Source organism: Enterovibrio litoreus (genome assembly GCF_045679545.1).
GTDB lineage: Bacteria > Pseudomonadota > Gammaproteobacteria > Enterobacterales > Vibrionaceae > Enterovibrio.
Genome location: NZ_CP166194.1, coordinates 1,680,129 through 1,696,200 on the forward strand (window position 1 = coordinate 1,680,129; position 16,072 = coordinate 1,696,200).

At 46.4% G+C, this 16,072-nt stretch carries 13 protein-coding genes; 8 read left to right on the plus strand and 5 right to left on the minus strand.

The annotated features are described in order from the left end of the window. Together AB8599_RS07360 and fba are read right to left on the minus strand one after the other, a co-directional pair. Nucleotides 1–927: a phosphoribulokinase gene (locus tag AB8599_RS07360; protein ID WP_407333092.1), complete on the minus strand. Its 927-nt coding sequence runs from the start codon at nt 925–927 to the stop codon at nt 1–3. 49 nt (nt 928–976) lie between these two features. Continuing rightward, entirely contained in the window at nt 977–2,041 is a 1,065-nt protein-coding gene (fba, locus tag AB8599_RS07365) for a class II fructose-bisphosphate aldolase (RefSeq protein ID WP_407333093.1), read from the minus strand. Nucleotides 2,042–2,574: 533 nt separating this feature from the next. Here fba and AB8599_RS07370 point away from each other — a divergent pair. The 5 genes from AB8599_RS07370 to AB8599_RS07390 all read left to right on the plus strand — a co-directional run bounded on the left by AB8599_RS07370 (nt 2,575) and on the right by AB8599_RS07390 (nt 9,016). Beyond that, nucleotides 2,575–3,993 (plus strand): form I ribulose bisphosphate carboxylase large subunit, encoded by a 1,419-nt coding sequence (locus AB8599_RS07370; RefSeq protein ID WP_407333094.1) that lies wholly within the window; start codon nt 2,575–2,577, stop codon nt 3,991–3,993. A gap of 91 nt (nt 3,994–4,084) precedes the next feature. Further along, a complete protein-coding gene (locus tag AB8599_RS07375) occupies nt 4,085–4,444 on the plus strand; it encodes a ribulose bisphosphate carboxylase small subunit (RefSeq protein ID WP_407333095.1) in 360 nt (119 codons plus the stop codon). A 114-nt stretch (nt 4,445–4,558) separates the two neighbouring features. Then, complete coding sequence (locus AB8599_RS07380) at nt 4,559–5,380, plus strand: CbbQ/NirQ/NorQ/GpvN family protein (RefSeq protein WP_407333096.1); 822 nt, start codon at nt 4,559–4,561, stop codon at nt 5,378–5,380. Nucleotides 5,381–5,428: 48 nt separating this feature from the next. Beyond that, entirely contained in the window at nt 5,429–7,969 is a 2,541-nt protein-coding gene (locus AB8599_RS07385; RefSeq protein WP_407333097.1) for a nitric oxide reductase activation protein NorD, read from the plus strand. Between the two features lie 153 nt (nt 7,970–8,122). Beyond that, a complete protein-coding gene (locus AB8599_RS07390; protein WP_407333098.1) occupies nt 8,123–9,016 on the plus strand; it encodes a LysR substrate-binding domain-containing protein in 894 nt (297 codons plus the stop codon). 132 nt (nt 9,017–9,148) lie between these two features. Here the strand turns inward: AB8599_RS07390 and AB8599_RS07395 are convergent, their stop codons facing one another. Further along, nucleotides 9,149–11,236, minus strand: coding sequence for an ATP-binding protein (locus AB8599_RS07395; RefSeq protein WP_407333099.1), 2,088 nt, complete (start codon nt 11,234–11,236; stop codon nt 9,149–9,151). Further along, nucleotides 11,233–12,426, minus strand: coding sequence for an FIST signal transduction protein (locus tag AB8599_RS07400; protein ID WP_407333100.1), 1,194 nt, complete (start codon nt 12,424–12,426; stop codon nt 11,233–11,235). Before AB8599_RS07400 ends, AB8599_RS07395 begins: the two co-directional genes overlap by 4 nt. A 156-nt stretch (nt 12,427–12,582) precedes the next feature. Here AB8599_RS07400 and AB8599_RS07405 point away from each other — a divergent pair, with 156 nt between their 5' ends. Then, on the plus strand, nt 12,583–13,212 hold the full coding sequence (locus AB8599_RS07405) for a hypothetical protein (protein WP_407333101.1): 630 nt from the start codon (nt 12,583–12,585) through the stop codon (nt 13,210–13,212). A 115-nt stretch (nt 13,213–13,327) separates the two neighbouring features. Here the strand turns inward: AB8599_RS07405 and AB8599_RS07410 are convergent, their stop codons facing one another. After that, on the minus strand, nt 13,328–13,738 hold the full coding sequence (locus AB8599_RS07410; protein WP_407333102.1) for a hypothetical protein: 411 nt from the start codon (nt 13,736–13,738) through the stop codon (nt 13,328–13,330). Between the two features lie 274 nt (nt 13,739–14,012). On the opposite strand from AB8599_RS07410, the gene ccoN reads away from it, so the two are divergent. Next, complete coding sequence (ccoN, locus tag AB8599_RS07415; protein ID WP_407333103.1) at nt 14,013–15,440, plus strand: cytochrome-c oxidase, cbb3-type subunit I; 1,428 nt, start codon at nt 14,013–14,015, stop codon at nt 15,438–15,440. A gap of 12 nt (nt 15,441–15,452) precedes the next feature. Next, nucleotides 15,453–16,064, plus strand: coding sequence for a cytochrome-c oxidase, cbb3-type subunit II (gene ccoO / locus AB8599_RS07420; protein WP_407333104.1), 612 nt, complete (start codon nt 15,453–15,455; stop codon nt 16,062–16,064). Nucleotides 16,065–16,072: the final 8 nt, after the last annotated feature.

Genomic DNA, 16,072 nt, shown 5'->3' on the forward strand with positions numbered 1-16,072 from the left:
TTAAATCGCTGGCTCGCGTTTGGCGAATCTATCGTGGGTTGTTGCAACACTCACACGATTAGAGCCGTTCAAAACCAGCTCCTCAATCAATGGCTGAATGATGAGTTCCATTGCCAACCCCATTTTGCCGCCAGGGACGACAATGTTGTTGCGACGTGACATGAATGAACCATGAACCATGTTGAGCAGGTTGGAAAAATCCACGCCTGTTTTCTTGGGATCTCTAAAGCGGATCACCACCATGCTTTCATCCAGCGTAGGAATATCGCGAGCGATAAACGGGTTTGACGTATCCACCATAGGGACACGCTGAAAGTTAATGTCCGTTAGTGAAAATTGCGGCGTTATAAAATGCACGTAATCATGCATGCGACGAAGAATAGTGTCCGTCACGGCTTCTCGGCTGTAGCCGCGCACATGGGTATCGCGATGAATTTTCTGTATCCATTCTAAGTTCACAATGGGAACCACACCGATCAGCAAATCGACAAACCGCGCGACATTGCTTTTTTCAGTCACCACACCGCCATGCAAACCTTCATAAAACAACAGATCTGATCCTTCAGGAATAGGTGACCAAGGCGTAAACGTCCCCACTTTTTGGCTATGAAGTTGCGCTTCATCTTCGTTGTGAATGTAGTAACGACGAAGTGCCGAACCTGATTCTGAATAGGCTTTAAAGGTCTTTTCTAGTTGTTCGAAATCATTGCCATCGGAACCAAAATGACTAAGGTTTTTGCCTTTGTCATAAGCGCGTTTGAGTCGTTCACGCATTTCAACTCTGTCGTAGCGGTGATAGCTGTCTCCTTCAATGATGGCGGCATTAAAGTGGTTGCGACGGAATATTTGCTCCATGGCATTTTTCACTGTCGACGTTCCTGCTCCTGAGGATCCTGTCACGGCAACAATAGGATGTTTAACTGACATAACTGCACTCCTTGGCGTATTTCTTGTATTTATATTCTGATGTCTTGCTTCAACGAAAAGACGGCGTTAATTCGCCATTGGCATAACGAAGTGCCATCACCTCTAAATTCACGGGAGTGATTTTCGACGCCATACCCGCACAACCAAATGCTTCATAGCGTTCATGACAAAGTGTTTGCATCGCTTTGGTTGCCGCAATAAGAAATTTTCTTGGGTCAAAGTTGCTAGGGTTTTGTGCTAGAAAACGTCGAACCGCACCAGTGCTTGCCATGCGCAGATCGGTGTCAATGTTGACTTTACGCACACCATGTTTGATGCCTTCAACGATTTCGCTGACGGGAACGCCATAGGTTTCCCCCATTTCACCGCCATATTCGTTGATAATTTCGAGCCAATCTTGAGGAACCGAGGATGAACCGTGCATCACCAAATGGGTGTCAGGGATCATCGCATGTATCGCTTTGATGCGATCGATGGCGAGTATATCCCCCGTCGGTGGTCGGCTAAATTTGTATGCGCCATGACTGGTACCAATGGCAATCGCTAACGCATCGACCCCAGTTTGTTGAACAAACATGAGGGCTTCTTCTGGGTCAGTTAACAGTTGTTCATGACTCAGGACGCCCTCTGCGCCGGAGCCATCTTCTTCTCCAGCTGTCCCTGTTTCCAATGATCCCAAACAGCCCAACTCTCCTTCTACGGATACGCCACCAGCGTGAGACATCTCGACAACCCGACGGGTAATATCAGCGTTGTACTCATAACTCGCCGGTGTTTTCATGTCCTCTAGCAAGGAGCCATCCATCATGACAGACGTAAAACCTTGCTGAATGGATTGGAGACAAACTGCCAGTGAAGCCCCGTGATCTTGATGAACCACAATAGGAATAGAGGGCCATTGTTCAACGGCGGCTAACATGAGATGACGTAAAAAGCCTGCGCCCGCATAGGTTCTAGCCCCTGCCGATGCTTGCAAAATCACAGGACTGTCGCATGCTTCAGCAGCCTGCATGATCGCATGCACTTGCTCCATGTTATTAACGTTAAAGGCCGGAACTCCGTAACTGTGTTCGGCGGCGTGATCGAGTAATTGCCTTAAGCTGATCAATGCCATGATTCTCTCCTTGCTCGCTGTATTTGAAATATCTTGTCTACGAAAAATTAGGTTAATGCTGGCGTTTTTATTATTTATCGAATCACACGTACACAAACACATATGTATATAACTATGGTCTGTATAATTTGGTCGGTATAATGTGAAATTAATGCCGCACGCACCGTTAGTAAATCCACATTAAGGTTGTACCGTCACTCGCACCAATCAGGAATAACAGGAATAAAGATAAATAATACTTATATTAGATATATTAATGGTCATAAATCATTTATTTTCAGTGTGTTGTTGATTCGGTGCTAGCAGGGGAATTCACTTTTGCCTAATGTAAAGGAATAGATCTCATGCGTTTAAAATCAATAATGTAGATTCATTTTCTTATCAGATAATCACCTCGCCCCCACTTAAATATTATTATTTATCGTAGGTATAAGTAGACGCTATTTCACATCCATTTCGTTATCACTAAGAATTAAGTCAAGCCAACAATTGGATGGCGAAATAGTCACCTGAAAACAAATAAGGAAAATATTATGGCTAAAAGTTATCAAGCCGGCGTGAAGGAATATCGCGAAACATATTGGATGCCAGATTATATCCCTGCGGATACTGACCTGCTGGCGTGTTTCAAAATTGAACCCCAACCCGGCGTGCCACGCGAAGAAGCAGCCGCTGCAGTTGCGGCGGAATCCTCAACGGGGACATGGACGACGGTTTGGACTGATCTCTTGACCGATCTCGACTACTACAAAGGGCGCGCCTACGCGATTGAAGATGTACCGGGAGACGACACCGCTTTCTATGCGTTTGTTGCTTACCCTATCGATCTGTTTGAAGAAGGCTCAGTGGTGAATGTACTCACATCACTCGTGGGCAACGTATTTGGATTCAAAGCAATTCGCGGCCTGCGATTGGAAGATGTTCGCTTCCCGATTGCGTATGTCAAAACCTGCGGCGGGCCGCCTAATGGTATTCAAGTTGAGCGAGACAAACTGAACAAATACGGGCGTGCGCTCCTTGGCTGTACCATCAAACCAAAACTGGGCTTATCCGCGAAAAATTACGGTCGTGCTTGTTATGAAGGGCTTCGTGGAGGGCTGGATTTCACCAAGGATGACGAGAACGTCAATTCTCAACCCTTTATGCGCTGGCGTGATCGATTTGAATATGTTGCGGAAGCCATTCATCGCGCAGAACGCGAAACCGGCGAACGTAAAGGACATTACCTCAATGTTACCGCTGCCACGCCTGAAGAAATGTATCGCCGTGCTGAGTTCGCCAAAGAGCTCGATATGCCCATTATTATGCATGACTTTCTGACTGCGGGCTTTACCGCTAACACGGGTTTAGCTAACTGGTGTCGTGAGAATGGCATGTTGCTGCACATTCACCGCGCTATGCATGCCGTACTAGATAGAAACCCTCGCCACGGCATTCACTTTCGCGTGCTGTCGAAGTGTCTTCGTCTCTCTGGAGGGGATCATCTTCATTCGGGAACCGTGGTCGGTAAGCTCGAGGGCGACCGTGAAGCGACGCTTGGTTGGATTGACATCATGCGTGATCGTTTCATTAAAGAAGATCGCTCTCGTGGGATTTTCTTTGATCAGGATTTCGGCTCTATGCCTGGCGTATTGCCTGTGGCTTCAGGGGGTATCCATGTTTGGCATATGCCTGCGTTGGTTTCTATTTTCGGTGACGATGCCATCTTTCAATTTGGAGGAGGAACATTAGGACACCCTTGGGGGAATGCCGCTGGTGCGGCTGCAAACCGAGTCGCCTTAGAAGCGTGCACTCAGGCGAGAAACGAAGGCCGTGAGCTTGAACGTGAAGGGAAAGATATTCTTACCGCCGCAGCCAAACATAGCCCTGAATTGAAAGCGGCGATGGAAACATGGAAAGAGGTCAAATTTGAATTTGATACTGTCGATAAACTCGATGTGGTTCATGCCTGATCCCTAATATTCAGCAGAGAAGATGGATACAGCAGAGAAGATGGCGCATGACCACGCCAAGTTAGTTGATACGATTTAATGGAGTCATACCATGAGTGAAGTGATGGATTACCCGTCTCGATTGACGGACAAACACAGTCGAAAATTTGAAACCTTTTCCTATCTGCCGCGTATGACGGCCGAGCAAATTCGCCGCCAAGTGGAATACATCGTCAGAAAAGGCTGGAACCCTGCCGTTGAACACTCTGAGCCAGAGGAAGCGAGCGGTGCCTATTGGTATATGTGGAAGTTGCCAATGTTTGGTGAAACGAATGTGGACACCATTCTCAACGAAGCACAGCTTTGCCACAACCTGAATCCCAATCATCACGTGCGATTGGTGGGATACGACAACTTGGCGCAAAGTCAGGGGGCATCAATGGTGATTTACCGCGCGCCCGGCTTCGAATAAACCTCTATTTTCATGATTAGTCCTTTGACTGGGGCGGAAATCTCTATCCTACTCCCGTCCCGGTCTTTTTTTCGATTGCTTAGAGCATGTGACGTAAAAATATGGAGGCCAGCAATGACTCAGGCGATACCAGCGATGCCTTCGCATCATCAGTATATGATCGACAAAGAGCCCTATTATCAGGAAGCCGGTGATGAAATTACGCTTTATCAAGCTGCGTATCAGTCTCGAATCCCTATGATGCTAAAAGGGCCAACAGGTTGTGGTAAGACACGATTCATTGAACATATGGCTTGGCGCTTAGGCAGGCCGCTAATAACGATTTCATGCCATGAAGACATGACGGCATCGGATTTGATTGGTCGTTACTTGTTGGATGCCAACGGCACCTATTGGCAAGATGGCCCGCTAACGCTTGCTGCGCGTATTGGCGCGATTTGTTATCTCGATGAAGTCGTCGAAGCAAGGCAAGATACTACGGTCGCTATTCATTCACTGACGGACTACAGGCGCTCGCTGTCATTAGAAAAGAAAGGTGAACTGTTGTCTGCACATCCTGATTTTCAGTTGGTGATTTCTTATAACCCCGGGTATCAAACCCTGATGAAAGATCTGAAAACGTCGACCAAGCAGCGCTTTGCTGCGTTGGAATTTACCTATCCTGACGAAGAAACCGAAATGAAAATTGTGTGTCATGAGACCGGTATTGATCAAGATACGGCCCTCCGACTCATCCAAATTGCCACCCATGCAAGAAACCTTGTCGGGCACGGCCTCAATGAAGGCATATCTACTCGGCTTTTGGTTTACACAGCACAGTTAATCAAGCAAGGCATTCCCGCGATCTCGGCTTGCCATATGGCGCTTGTACGTCCACTAAGTGATGACCCTGATATTCGAGAAACATTGGATGCCACGGTATCAGGTTGTTTTTAACTATCTGTCAGTTAACTATCTGTCAGTGACAGCCATGGAGTAAACATCATGACCGACGAGACGTTTTATTCAATTGATCAAATCAAAGATGCTTTGCAGCTTGGCGAAATCAAGTATGAGGGCAGCAACGCGACCGATATCAGCGCTGCATTAGAAAACGCCAAATGTAGACTGAGTGATGATGAATTGAATGACTACGTCGGTGTGATTGAGAAATTTGTCAAACAGAAGAAAAACCACAGTATGATCGCCGCCTGGATAGTCTCTATTCCCTATGTGGATGATTTTAAATCAAAATTAAATCATGACAGTGTCACTAAATTAATCGGAGAAACGGTCTTTGAACTCAGTCATTCTCTGAGTAGCGAGCGACTATCACAGTTCTTGCTATCGCTACCAAAGATTGCAAAGCAACTTGATACGACAGATGCGTTTCAGTCCTACCTCTTGCTTATTGAGCAGCTAGCTCTGAAAGCCCCGCGGCACATGAAAACCATTATTGAAAACACGCCACATTTGCTCGAAACCGTGCCGATGTCTGGTTTGCGGTATTGGGCGTTGTTTGGCGCTAATGCACATGCTCACAATGACGATGCTTTGCACGCTTACTTTTCGCTGACCTCTGCGGAAAGCCAAACCGTTTTACAGCAACAACGTAAAGGCATGCTTTTCAGCCATATTCAAAGACAGCTTCAATTTTTCCTCCGCGCGATCTGGGGCGAAGACTTCTTTATGCGTCCTCTTTGTCTTCCTGTCATTGAGCTCAACATGAGTGATGCTAGCGAAGGGCAATGCAGCCCTCGCCTTTGCAAGCCTATTCCCACCATTGAAGATGGGGTTATCTTGCTGCCTGATGCCATTGATGGTTCGTCACTCATCAATGGTGAGCGCGAATCCAAGGCAAAAAACGCCACGGAGAAAAGACTTTATCGTGCCATGGCTACGCATTGCGCCTCGCACCTTAGATACAGTCGTCCTCGCTTGCGCGATCCATTCACTGAACTTGAACGAGTGTGCATAGAACTCTTTGAAGATGCGCGCGTTGAAGCCTATGCCATCAAGACCTTTCCTGGTATGAAAACCTTGTGGCGAAGTTTTCATGACATCGATGCTCACGGGAGTGTCGTGCAGAATAGATCGAATAATGCATTGTCTTTATTGAACAATATTGCCATTGCATTGCTTGACATGAAGGTAAGCGGCGCAAACGCTCACCCACTTGTTACGGCGTCACTCAATAAGTTCAGTGATAACACGTCAAGTGCCATTATTCCCAACGGAACAGCTTATCCTCTTGATGTATCAATCAATAAAGATGACGAACATGCAACCATTGAAAAACTAGGAACTTGGTTAGCCAGTGCACTAGAAGCTGACGAAGAGTTTACCGCATCAATTCCGGGTTTAATCAACACCCTTAGTATTAAACCATTGGTTATCTATCGCGACGACAACCAAACACTTTGGCGTCAACACGCGTCTGACATCATTCACTGGGAAATCCAACACCATCGTCAAGTAAAGCGTACCGTTTCCGTGACGGAAATGGTGAACGAGATTGACTGTGAATTGGCCGATGAAAATGCACAGGAAATTTGGATATTGGAATCCGAGTTTTTCCGCGATGGTGATCCAGAAAATGTCAGCATGAACGAACAAGAGGCAAAAGCCAAAATCTCGCCCCCTTTTGTTTACCACGAGTGGGATTACGCCGTGAATGCACATCGACCCGCTTGGGTGACGTTGACAGAGCGGCGTGTTCCTATGGGTAATCCAGATCTGATCGACAGCATCATTGCCAAACGGCAAACGATGGTAAAAAAGATCAAAGCTTTGGTTGAGGCCTTGCAACCACAAGGCCTCGTTCGATTGCGAAAACAATTCGAAGGAGACAGCTTAGACCTCGATGCTGCCATTGAAGCCATGAAAGAGCTTCGTCGAGGCGCACTGCCTGAAATGAATATTGATCAGCGCTTAAAAAGACAAGAAAGGGATCTCGCGGTGTTGGTGTTGCTCGATCTCTCCCAATCGACACTCGACGCTATCCCTAACGATATTGAAAACCGCTCTATTCTCAATGTTGCACAAGAAGCGACTGTGATGCTGGCGAGTGCGTTAGATGGTATTGGTGATGCTTTTGCCATACACGGATTCTCATCAAATGGGCGACATGATGTTCAATATCAGAGAGTTAAGGATTTCGACCACGCTTACGACGACGATGTCAAATCACGCCTAGCGGGTATACAAGGCGGACTGTCTACACGTATGGGCGCAGCGTTGCGTCATGCCAAAACATTTTTGGCTCAACAACCACAAAGGAAGAAACTACTGTTAGTGGTGAGTGACGGAGAACCCGCCGACATTGATGTGCGCGACCCTCTTTATCTTCAAGCGGATACGCGACGTGCTGTCGAGGAGCTTTGTCTCCAAGGCGTGATCCCCTATTGCCTGACCATTGACCCTGACGCCGACAACTATGTTTGTCAGGTATTTGGTCAAGGACACTACACGGTAGTCGATCGCGTTACCCAGTTGCCCGATGTGCTTCCAAGTCTCTTTGCCTCTCTGACCAAACGCGCAGGATAGTAAGCCAAGTTTGCGAAGGTGGAAAAGCGAGAAGATTTGCAAAGGTGAAAAAGATGGGTTGCAGCGATTCGTTGAATCGATCTGACATTCAGCACGGGTTGGAAGCGATTACACAGACAATATAACGCACGCGGATTAAGACAAGGACGTAGTATGCATCTGACCCTGCGACAGCTAAATATTTTTCAGGCCGTGGCAACACATTCCAGTTATACGCGCGCCGCCGAAGAACTACACCTCACCCAACCTGCTGTTTCTATGCAGATAAAACAACTCGAAGACAACATTGGATTGGCGCTTTTTGAGCAACTGGGTAAGTCGCTTTTTCTCACTGAAGCCGGTGAAGAGCTGCTCGGGTATTGCGAGCGGATCTCACAGCAATTGCGCGATGCCGAAGATGTCTTTGACAGCATGAAAACACTCACAAAAGGTAAACTGAGCATTACGGTGGCGAGCACGGCTAACTACTTTGCAGCGCGCCTTCTTGCGTCGTTCTCTCAACAGCACCCCGAGGTTAAGCTCAGCCTCAATGTCACGAATCGTGAAAACCTGCTGAAAGATCTTAAATGCAATGGTTGTGATTTGGCGATAATGGGAAAGCCGCCCGAAGAACTCGAATTGAATGCGACTGTATTTATGGAAAATCCGCTGGTAGTGATTGCACCGATTGATCACCCACTCTGCCATGAATCTAACATTCCATTAGCTCGCATCGCCAAAGAGCCAATGGTTGTGCGTGAACAAGGTTCAGGAACGCGGTTTTCTATCGAGCGTTTCTTCAATAATCATGGGCTGTCACTTATCGTTGCAGCAGAGATGAGTGCGAGCGAGGCGATCAAACAAGCCGTATCTGCGGGGCTGAGTTTGGGAATCGTATCAAGCCACACTATTGAGCTTGAACTTGAAGCGAACCGACTCAAGGTGCTGGATGTTGAGCACATGCCCATTATTCGGCATTGGTATTTAGTGCACAGAAAGGAAAAGAAACTGTCACCCATTGCGATAGCTTTTAGAGATTTTTTATTGCGGGTCGCGCCAGACCTTTAGGTCGGTGACGATGGAACGTTTAAATATGCGGCTTGACATCGTTACGTCTTCAAAAAACAAGCTTGAAGTGACGGTGTCACTTGGCGTAGTTTAACGTCGATTGGTTGTCTTCCTGCCATCAACGAGAATCTATCATGTCGTTGTGTGATTCGCGGTGTGACGCTGTAACGCCTGCTTGAGCACCACAGAACGTATCGGTTTAGTGACAAAGTCATCCATGCCAGCTTGCAGACACTTTTCTTTATCTTCATTCATTGCGTTTGCTGTCAATGCGATGATGGGCAAACCACACCCTTTCGCGCGAAGCTGTTTTGTGGCTTCAATGCCACAAAGTATTGGCATCGACATATCCATCAAAATAATGTCAAACTTGGTTTCTGCGGCGTCAATCAGTTCAATGGCTTCTTGACCATTGTTTGCCAGAATGACCTGATGACCTGCTTTTTCGAGCATCAGTTTGACAACCATTTGGTTGGCCTTACTGTCTTCGGCAACCAGTACATTGAGGGGTTTAATATGGTTATCTTCGACAATGTCCTTTTGCACGATGTCCTGCGCGGAAGGTTTTATCAAAGGCAGATCAATATAGAATGTCGTGCCTACACCAGGCTGACTATCAAAGTCGATAGAGCCTTTCATCATTGACACGAGCTTTTTACAAATAGAAAGGCCAAGCCCTGTGCCACCATATCTGCGCGTAATACTGCCATCAGCTTGAATAAAGGGCTGGAAGATATCTTTCTTTCTATCAGGGCTAATGCCTATGCCTGTGTCTTTGACTGCAAGCTTCAGGACGTCATCTTCGACACGCATAAAAATCTGAACTTTGCCTTTCTCTGTGAATTTCACAGCATTGCCAACGAGATTCAACAGAATTTGTGTAAAACGGTTGCCATCTTGATAGATGAGGTTGGGCACATTGTCTGACACGTCGACTTCCAACACGATGTCTTTGCCAGATGACACCTCTTTCAATTGATTGAACACAACCGTGAGGCTTTCTCGCGGATTGATGTTCTCAGGATGCAGAGCAAACCGATCCGATTCCACCCGCGATAGATCGAGCACGTCATTGATAATGGTCAACAGCAGCTGTGCCGATTTATCCATTTGCAGCACCCACGTTTTTTGCTCTTCATTGATAGGAGACTGTTGCAATGCATCCAGTAATCCCATCACAGAGTTAAGCGGTGTGCGGATCTCATGGCTCATCATCGCAAGAAACTGTGATTTTGCGGCGTTAGCTGATTCAGCTTGTTGTCTCGCTTGCTGCAATTCGTGTAAACGTTGCTTTCGCTTAGTGATGTCTTTGGCGGTTCCACGAAAACCCATGCAGTTTCCGCGTTTGTCGTAATAAGGACGACCAGAAAGACTTATCCACTGCTCCTCCCCTTGGTTGTAAACTTTCCACTCAACCTCTGAGAAAGGCTCTTCCACATGAATCAAATCAAGCAATTTTTGTTTCACGTCAGGCTGTCTGTTGAGCTGTCCCATTATTGCTTGTGGTTCAGCGGACAATGATTCATTGGTTGGTGATGAAAGGTACGTAAACTGAAGGTTATTGTTTATTTCCCAAAACCAATCACCCGCAGTTTTTGCGAAGTCTCTGAATCGCTGACGACTGGCCGTTAATTCTTGGGTCTTAACGGAGACCAAGCACTGCAAGCGTTCACGATAATCAATATCGATAATGGTCCGCTCAATAAGCGGTCGAAAACGCTCGATAACTTGCTGCGCTTTGATATCAAACCCGCCTTTGTGGGATGAAAAAAGCAAAAGAATAGATTCACTGGCGTTCACTGTCATGCCGGTGATGAGTGCTGAGCGGCACGATTCAAAATCAACAGGCTCTAATAAATCAAACTCTTGAACACGCTGAGGCGCGTACAAAATGACGGTTTGACCATTGACACAACGTGAAAATGTTCCCCCATCTCGCCAAAGAAATTTCTCTACTTCGTGAGAAGTGGAAACCAGGCAGGAGTATTTATCTTCCGTGTCTTTGTTGCGCGTAAGCACCAAAGCGTTATCGAACGCAATGTAACGCTCAATCACTTTAAGTAGCGTGTTAAAGACTTCAATTTTATTACTGGCACCAGACATCGCAGATATCGCCGAAAGGATGGCGCGATTTTCTTCTTTGAATTTGTGCTCACGTTCTTCGACGCGATTTAGTTCAAATAGCGTTTCCTGTAACTTCTCTGATACAGCGCCGGTCATAACTCATCCTTGTGAAACAAAACCGCAGAAATCATTAGGTTGCCATGAGCAATTTCCCCGCCCAAAAACTGCCCTTGCTCACCAAAGGTAAATGGGCAGATAAAAGGCGCCTGGTGCATGGACAAACTCATATTCGCCGCAACGTCATCCAATGAATCTATCACGTGCAACATACACCCTGCACAATAGATAGCAATGCCACCAATAGGATCACAGGTGTTTTTGTCATGATCATTGGCAGAGTCTACGACTCTACCCGCTCGTGAAACCAGCATCTCTGTGGTACCCGACATAAAATGCACAGTCTCACCTTCATTGAGATTACAAAACATTTGGATACCGCCTTCCGCTGAAACGGTGGCGGGATGCGACAGCGTGTAATAAGGCATGCCATGAATTTCGCCCGTTTGCCTGCCTAGAGGGAATAAGGTCGATTGCGAAAATAACGCATTATTGTCGATGGCCTTACCCGTCGCTTTTTGAAACCAATCCGCATAAACCTCTGCGGCGGGTTTTCCATCTAATTCAGCTAAGGTTCTTCCCTCCACCCGTGTTGCCACCGCACTATCGCCTAACGGTGCATACCCGCTATGGAAAGAATAACTGACCCTCGCGGATGGGAAAAATACGGCCATGGCGATACCATTGCTCGTGACACTGTCACCATTAAATAGTGACCAGTTACCACTCACCCCGTCATCAGCGGCGCTCCCCCCAATAATAGGTACACTTACGCCTAACTCGCTTGTGATAGCGCGCAGTATGGTTTCTTCATGCCCAGGGGTGGTGTGTAAGGTGATGAGCGCGGGGAGCTCTCCAGGGCGGCCGCTACTATCAATAGCGCGTTGGAGTACCTGTTTGGCTTCCGTGTACACATCGCCTTTCGACGATAAGTCGCAAAGCGCACTGCCATAGGTGCCTGATTCGTCTTGTACGGCCCAAGCAGCAATGTTGTGTCCACCCACATACCCTTTGTCTGTCATCGTACCTCGACAAGACGAGCATCCTACAATATCGGTATCAGGGAATTGTTTTTTGAATTCGTCCTTGATGCTCTCTACATCCTGCGTTTCGGTGTAGTAGACAAGCATTAGAGAGGGAGAAGAGATTTGGTTGCGAATCTCTTCCGCGATTGCCTGCACGGCACAAGCGGCATTTATGTCGGTAGACGATGATGTCGCAATTCTCATTGATTTAATTCTATTGTGTTGCGGCAATAAGATTAATAATAGCGTTCCCACTTCAGCAAAGACCAGCTTTTCGATTCATTCTTTTCGTTTAATCACTGAATTCTCTATTAATAGACGATAGAATTGTGACATTGTCAGCCAAAATATTTGCTCGCCATGGACAGCCAGCTATATCTCGTCATCAATTCAAAACAGCCTCTTGGACAGCGTATTAGCAAAAGATTGGCAGAGAAAGGAAACGTGGTCGTTTATCTGACAGATGACGATCATGAGGGCTATGCTATCGCTGCTGAAGAGCCCAGAGTTCGCTACCGCTGCTGCTCGCCTCAAGACAGAACAATGCTTGCTGAGGAAATTGAATGGACGCAACGCTGCCTATCACCGATTGATGGCGTGATTGTTATGGTGTCAGAACCTGAAATAGAAGACATTGAAATGCCACTCGATGAGCATTTTTTTGATTGCGTGAGATCTAGTGATACTCCGCAGATGCCCGAGAAAGAGTTCTGTATCACTTACGTCATTGTTGCTCAGAAACAACAGTCACCGGATTCACTAAAAGCACTTCATCTCGCGTTGTGCTCACGAGCCCATGATGATGTAAAACCGAATGGATTCAGGGTCAACTATGTTGTTGTGTCACTCAGCAACGATGCTGACGGTGAAAATCACGGTGTCCAGCCAGATATCGCACTAGATGCCTCAAATTTGATACGCTACCTTACCTCACGACAAGCTAATGCGGTTCATCATCAAGCTTTCTACTTTAAAAACTCTTCTGACTGACAGGCAGAAAAAAAGGAGCCTAGGGCTGCTTTTGTTTTAAATTAGCGCGATTCACGTAAAAACGTCGACTAATTGCCAAAATGTTAACCTTGGTCGCACAAATATTAACTTTATGTTAAAAGTTAATTTCTATTTGATCTTGATCAATGTCTAAAATGAATTTATGCGTTGGCCCATATTTAACACTGTCAGGTAAAGCATAAATATAAGCACGTTTATTACCCATTTCGATCACCTCTGGGGTAATCAGAATTGTATTATCTGAATCTAGATTTACGTGAAGTGACAACGTAGGCGTAGGTGAAATAATAGCCAGAGAATTGCTAGTATCTTCTTGTTTTTCAAGCTTAATACTTACCTCTTTTCCCTTCATTGGAACATGACAACTATTCGCAACCATTTCACACTGAAAAATGTTTTTCGGCACTGAATAGTCAAGCGTTCGCCAAACAAAAGCAGCAATAAGCACAGTCATAACGACTAGTATTTGTATTAAACGAGCAGTGGTCAGTTTTTCTGCAGCCATAAGATCTTTACTTTCCCGTGTTACAGAGCTCAAAGTTTTAATATAAATGTTACCTAAGGGTAAACCGTCTGTGGTTAGAAGCCTGTATTTAACTGATTAAGTGAAGTATTATCGACACCGAAAATGCCACTTTTACAATAAAATAGCAATGGAATGCATCAAGTGGGTATAAATCAATCACTATTCGCATTGCATTGCTTCTGGGTGGCATTGTGACGTAAAAGTCACGTTGTATTTACGTGAGTGTAGTAATCAAAAAGTGGAAGCATGCAATATGAGCCAAGATAAGCAGCTTGAACTGGAATACAACTACCGCGTTGTCCGTCAATTTACCCTAGTAACTATCTTGTGGGGCATTGTGGGCATGGGTATTGGTGTTCTCATTGCATCTCAGTTGGTTTGGCCCGCTCTAAACTTCGATATTCCTTACCTGACATACAGCCGACTAAGACCTCTGCATACCAATGCAGTTATCTTTGGTTTCGGTACCAGTGCCTTGTTCGCGACGTCTTACTACGTTGTTCAACGCACATGTCAGACGCGTCTATTCGGGGGCAAGCTGGCTGAATTTACCTTCTGGGGTTGGCAAGCAGTTATTCTTTCTGCAGCGATTTCTTTGCCGTTGGGTTATACCACCAGTAAAGAATATGCTGAGTTGGAATGGCCAATCGATATCGCAATCGCGATTGTATGGGTCGCATACGCCGTGGTTTTTTTCGGAACCATGATTAAGCGAAAAACCTCCCATATCTATGTCGCAAACTGGTTTTTCGGAGCCTTTATCCTAACCGTTGCCGTGTTACATATTGTCAACAGTATGGCGATCCCTGTTTCAGGCATGAAATCTTACTCGATATACGCGGGTGCCATAGATGCCATGATTCAGTGGTGGTATGGACACAACGCAGTAGGTTTTCTTTTGACCGCTGGCTTCTTGGGGATGATGTACTACTTCGTTCCAAAGCAAGCAGGTCGCCCCGTTTACTCCTACCGTTTATCGATTGTGCATTTCTGGGCGCTCGTATCGCTATACATTTGGGCGGGCCCTCACCACCTGCACTACACTGCACTCCCAGACTGGACTCAGTCATTGGGTATGGTGATGTCTATCATTTTGTTCGCGCCTTCATGGGGTGGCATGATCAACGGCATCATGACCCTTTCTGGTGCGTGGCATAAACTGCGTTATGACCCAATTCTTCGTTTCTTGATCGTATCTCTGTCGTTCTACGGCATGTCTACGTTCGAAGGCCCGATGATGGCAATCAAAACAGTTAACGCCCTATCCCATTACACAGACTGGACCATTGGTCACGTGCACTCAGGTGCATTAGGTTGGGTTGCGATGGTTTCGATTGGTGCGGTTTATCACTTGATTCCTAAGTTGTTCGGCCAAGAGCGCATGTACTCTCTACGCTTGATCAACGTTCACTTCTGGTTAGCGACAGTTGGTACGGTTTTGTACATCGTTGCGATGTGGATTTCTGGTGTGATGCAAGGTCTCATGTGGCGTGCGGTGAATACAGACGGCACATTGACTTACAGCTTTGTTGAGTCACTAGAAGCCTCTTATCCGTTCTACTTCGTTCGATTTATTGGTGGAGTTATCTTCCTATCAGGCATGATTTTGATGGCGTACAACGCCTACAAGACCATCTCTGCACCGGACGCTAGCTTGAAAGCCATTGAAGAACCAGCATAAGGAGATCAACGAATGAGTTCTAGTCGTCATGAAATTGTAGAGAAGAACGTTGGTCTTTTTGCAATCTTAACCATCATTGCGATCAGCCTTGGTGCGTTGGTGGAAATTACGCCGCTGCTTTACCAAAAGCAAACCACTGAGCCTGTCGACAATCTGCGTCCATACACAGCATTGGAAATGGAAGGACGTGACATCTACATCCGTGAAGGTTGTAACGTTTGTCACAGCCAAATGATCCGTCCTTTCCGTGCTGAAACTGAGCGTTATGGTCACTACTCTGTTGCCGGTGAAAGTGTGTGGGAGCATCCATTCCTATGGGGCTCTAAGCGTACTGGTCCAGATCTAGCCCGTGTTGGCGGTCGTTATTCTGATGAATGGCATCGTGTTCACTTGATAGATCCTCGCGCGGTTGTTCCAGAATCGAACATGCCTGGCTTCCCTTGGTTAGCCGAGAATGAGCTGACTGGCGACCTCACACAGAAAAAACTGACTGTTTTCCGAGATATGTTCGGTGTGCCATACACAGATGAACAAATCGCGAATGCGAAAGCTGACGTTGAAGGAAAAACAGAGATGGAAGCGCTGATTGCTTACCTGCAATCTCTCGGCCATGCGATGAAGTAAGGAACTGT

Bases quoted from the DNA above. Each gene is read 5' to 3' on its own strand.
- AB8599_RS07385 (WP_407333097.1), top strand. From the start codon at position 5,429: ATGACCGACGAGACGTTTTATTCAATTGATCAAATCAAAGATGCTTTG.
- AB8599_RS07390 (WP_407333098.1), top strand. From the start codon at position 8,123: ATGCATCTGACCCTGCGACAGCTAAATATTTTTCAGGCCGTGGCAACA.
- ccoO (WP_407333104.1), top strand. From the start codon at position 15,453: ATGAGTTCTAGTCGTCATGAAATTGTAGAGAAGAACGTTGGTCTTTTT.
- AB8599_RS07405 (WP_407333101.1), top strand. From the start codon at position 12,583: ATGGACAGCCAGCTATATCTCGTCATCAATTCAAAACAGCCTCTTGGA.
- ccoN (WP_407333103.1), top strand. From the start codon at position 14,013: ATGAGCCAAGATAAGCAGCTTGAACTGGAATACAACTACCGCGTTGTC.
- AB8599_RS07360 (WP_407333092.1), bottom strand. From the start codon at position 927: ATGTCAGTTAAACATCCTATTGTTGCCGTGACAGGATCCTCAGGAGCA.
- AB8599_RS07370 (WP_407333094.1), top strand. From the start codon at position 2,575: ATGGCTAAAAGTTATCAAGCCGGCGTGAAGGAATATCGCGAAACATAT.
- fba (WP_407333093.1), bottom strand. From the start codon at position 2,041: ATGGCATTGATCAGCTTAAGGCAATTACTCGATCACGCCGCCGAACAC.
- AB8599_RS07395 (WP_407333099.1), bottom strand. From the start codon at position 11,236: ATGACCGGCGCTGTATCAGAGAAGTTACAGGAAACGCTATTTGAACTA.
- AB8599_RS07380 (WP_407333096.1), top strand. From the start codon at position 4,559: ATGACTCAGGCGATACCAGCGATGCCTTCGCATCATCAGTATATGATC.
- AB8599_RS07375 (WP_407333095.1), top strand. From the start codon at position 4,085: ATGAGTGAAGTGATGGATTACCCGTCTCGATTGACGGACAAACACAGT.
- AB8599_RS07400 (WP_407333100.1), bottom strand. From the start codon at position 12,426: ATGAGAATTGCGACATCATCGTCTACCGACATAAATGCCGCTTGTGCC.
- AB8599_RS07410 (WP_407333102.1), bottom strand. From the start codon at position 13,738: ATGGCTGCAGAAAAACTGACCACTGCTCGTTTAATACAAATACTAGTC.